This is a genomic window from Nocardia sp. JMUB6875 (genome assembly GCF_041154655.1).
Classification (GTDB): domain Bacteria; phylum Actinomycetota; class Actinomycetes; order Mycobacteriales; family Mycobacteriaceae; genus Nocardia.
Genome location: NZ_BAAFGR010000330.1, coordinates 1 through 3,502, shown reverse-complemented (window position 1 = coordinate 3,502; position 3,502 = coordinate 1). Strand labels below are relative to the sequence as shown.

At 64.5% G+C, this 3,502-nt stretch carries 4 protein-coding genes; 1 reads left to right on the top strand and 3 read right to left on the bottom strand.

Translation table 11 applies throughout. The annotated features are described in order from the left end of the window. The first annotated feature begins 60 nt into the window (after positions 1–60). The gene (locus ACAM49_RS39280; protein WP_369640591.1) at positions 61–468 is read left to right on the top strand and encodes a VOC family protein; all 408 of its coding nucleotides are present in this window, start codon (positions 61–63) and stop codon (positions 466–468) included. A 24-nt stretch (positions 469–492) separates the two neighbouring features. On the opposite strand, the gene ACAM49_RS39275 is transcribed toward ACAM49_RS39280, so the two are convergent. The 3 genes from ACAM49_RS39275 to ACAM49_RS39265 form a co-directional block, all read right to left on the bottom strand. Next, positions 493–1,062: a flavoprotein gene (locus tag ACAM49_RS39275; RefSeq protein WP_369640590.1), complete on the bottom strand. Its 570-nt coding sequence runs from the start codon at positions 1,060–1,062 to the stop codon at positions 493–495. Between the two features lie 37 nt (positions 1,063–1,099). Next, on the bottom strand, positions 1,100–2,260 hold the full coding sequence (locus ACAM49_RS39270; RefSeq protein WP_369640589.1) for a helix-turn-helix domain-containing protein: 1,161 nt from the start codon (positions 2,258–2,260) through the stop codon (positions 1,100–1,102). Between the two features lie 728 nt (positions 2,261–2,988). Beyond that, on the bottom strand, positions 2,989–3,502 hold a 514-nt coding region (locus tag ACAM49_RS39265; protein WP_369640588.1), incomplete at its 5' end, for a putative quinol monooxygenase.

Here is a 3,502-nt window from a genome sequence, read left to right as displayed (position 1 = left end):
GTTCACCCCCGACTGGACCACCCGCCACCTAACTCGCTGAGCTGCGCCTAGGCTCGGACGGTGCACCTGGACCTGGTTGCGATCATTGTCGAAGACTACGACTCAGCGATCGAATTCTTCGTCGACAGACTCAGTTTCGATCTCATCGAAGACTCACCGTCACTGACCAACGACGGGCGCGCCAAACGATGGGTCGTGGTTCGCCCGCCGGGGGCGGCCACCGGGATCCTGCTCGCGCAGGCCGACGGAGGCCGCCAGGGTCGCGCTATCGGCGAGCAGGTCGCGGGGCGGGTTGGCTTCTTTCTTCGGGTCGCGGACTTCTCGAACGCGTATCGCCGGATGATTGATGCCGGGGTGACATTTGTGACCGAGCCCCGGTGTGAGCCCTACGGGAACGTCGCCGTCTTCCTCGATATCTCGGGCAACCGCTGGGATCTCCTCGGACCGCCCGAACCCGCAATCACTTAGGCGGCAACACAGCTTGTGCTGTGATCAGATTCGTGTGTCGCGCTCCGAGTTGAGCGCCAGCCATGGATGTTCCAGGAGTGCGGCCCACGCCTCGGTCCACGGGAACGCGTTCAGCGTCGCTGCCCCTGCGCCGGGTGAGTGCGGTTCATCCGTGATCATCGTGACGCCCCAGTCGGACAGGTTGGTGATGGCGTTGCTTATGGCGGGGAAACTTCGTAGTGCCGAATTCGCGGAGGGGACCGCTACGACCGGCATGCGTTTGCCGACCGCTTCCACCAGCAGGCCGAGCGGCAGCGTGTCAGAGATGCCGGCGGCCCACTTGGCCAGCGAGTTCGACGTGATCGGGGCGACGATCATTCCGTCGGCGGGCGGGAAGAGGTCAGGGGTGCCCGGGTCCTTGTACCGGCTGCGTATCGGGTGTCCGGTCTTGGTCGCCAAGGCGTCGGCGTCGATGAAGCGGCTGCCTTCGGGGGAGGCGATGATGCACACGTCCCAGCCGTCCGCCTGTGCGAGGTCGACGAGTTTGTCGATATCGCGGGCAGGCGGTGCCCCGGTGACGATGGCGTAGAGGACAGGTGCGCCCTGCTCGTTCATGGCTCCCTACGGGTCGCTTGGATGATGGAATCGACTGTCACAGCGGGGTACCGAGCCAGCTGGCGAATCCGGCAAGGGTGTCGGTTCGTCGACGCTCGGCCGCTGCGATGCCGTACAACGTTTCCCGGACCGCCGGGTGCAGGCGGGTCTGCTGCGGTGCGGCCGCGCGGGCCTTGTTCAGTGCGGCAAGTGCGCGTTCCGGCTTGCCGGACATCAACCAGGCACGGGCATTGTCCTGCCAGTGATGACCGACCCGCGTCGGTGCACGATGCCCGACGGGAATCGACAACCCCGCGCCCTGCACCGCGGCACGGTTCGGGTCGCCTGCCTCCAATTCGACTGCATGCGCGTGGATCTCGACGTTTACCGGACCGAATGCCGTTACGTATTCGTCGGTCTCTCCGGTCCGGGCAGCGAGCCCTCGGGCTGCCTCGATGTGGTCCATGGCCCCCGAATAGTCCAGTCGCCGAGCCTGATTCACCGCGCCCACCAGATGCGCATACCCCGCCAGCACCGGTGATCCGTTAAGGGAATCGGTGGCGGTCACGACGGTCTCGATCAACCCGTCCGCTACTTCCGATTCGCCGTAGTGGGTGAGCATTCGGGCTCGGTCCAACATCGCCATGGAGCCCCAGCCCGGATCGTTCCCGGTAGGGGCGTAGTGGTCGGCCAAATCCAGGGCAGGCAGGACGAGCGCGGGACGCCCGGTCCGCCGTATCGCCCATCCTGCCAGCAGGTATGCGTTCGTGAGGACCGTGGAAACGTGCGCATGGTCGTCCCCGCTGCTGTCGCGGACCGCGCCGTGAATCCGGCGAATCAACCCGGGGAGCTTCTCGATCGTGTCCAAGGTGCGATCACGTCGGTACAGCCGTTGCGCAGCAGCCAGGTCGGCATCGATTGCAGCCAGCGGGCCAGGTTCCACCGCGCGGACATATCGGCCCTCGGCCAGCAGCACCGACAGCTCGTTGACCGCATCGGAGAGGGGTTTGCCGTCATCGTAGGGTGCGCCGGTCAACTGCTCCGGAGTGATCCGCAGCGCCTTCGCCACCGCGGAGATGAACCCGGGGCTGGCTGGTTCGCGGCCTTGCTCCACGGCCTTCAACATCGACAAGCTGTAGTTCGCACGGGCCGCCAGCTGACGTTGACCGAGCCCGGCGATCTTGCGCTCGACCGCGATCCGTTCACCGACATGCCCCATGAACCGAGCCTAGATCGAACCTGCGCCACGCTCTAGCGCTATCACCAGCCCGTGCTGTCCCTTTCCTGTCCCTTCGCGCTCTTGGTCGGCGCGAATCTCGTACATGCCAGTGACGAGAGGGGCGGTCATGAGGACACAACCGACAGCACTCGGATGGATAGACCCCGACGTATCCGGGATTGCGGCCCGGTGGGATCACGCGCAGTTGGTGAGATTGGCACGGCGACTCGGCTACGCATTGATCTGGCCACCCGAGCAAACAGCCATGCCCTTCGTCGATCAAGTACGTGAAGCCGACGTAGACGCCGTCCTGGTGCCGTCGGCCAAACACCTGGACGCACTCACTTTGGACCGTCTCATGCACCTGGCCGACGTGGAAACAGCCAACCCCCGCGAGACCTTCGCCCGCTACCCCGGAGGAGGGTACGGATGTCCTGCCTGACCCCGCTGACCCTCCCGGACCTGGCCGTACTGGGTGCGCTTCACACAGCCGGAAACTCATTGTCCGCCAGGGAAATCGCCGACGCCGTAGCAAAGCCGGCAGCCGATAGTCCCGGCATGCATCTGACTATCAGCGCCATAGGCCGTATCACCATGCGTTTGCGGGCAAGGGAGCTCATCCGGGCTACAGGTGGAGGAACCAGCCAGCGCTGGCACCTCACCGAACGCGGCCGAATCCTGTGGGCGACCAAGGGAAACCGATTCACCTTGTGACCGGGAGAGACACCTCAATAGGGAAGTTTCAGGCCCTGCTTGTCCATCATGTCCTGGTAGCAGAGATCCATGCCGACGACTGTCTCCAACACCTCTCTGACCGAGAACAGGGCATCCTCGACGCTTCCGCGAGATAGTTCAGATTCCGCTTCCTCCAAATCTGTTCGCAAGATATGGAGGCTGTCGCCCTGGATGCTCAGGGCCGGGAACTTTCGCGCCTCCCTTTTGGTCAAGTAGTAGTTGCCTCGAGAGTCGAGTACCTGCGCCCTTTCTTCCTCGATTGCTCCACTCACCGATTGCGGTCCGAGGGCGTCGGGGAGCTCGAAGAGCTGTTCCGAGGGTGGACCGGTGAGCAACTCCGCTCCTGCTTCGAAGGCCTCCTGTAGGTGGGGGCTGCGGAGGTGGGCATCGAAGGCGGCTCGGGTTTCCCAGGTTTCGATGACGACCCAGCGGGTGGGGTCGGTTGGGTGTTGGTAGGGCTGGTAGGCCAGGCAGCCGGGTTCGGATAGGGAGGGGGCGATTAGGGAG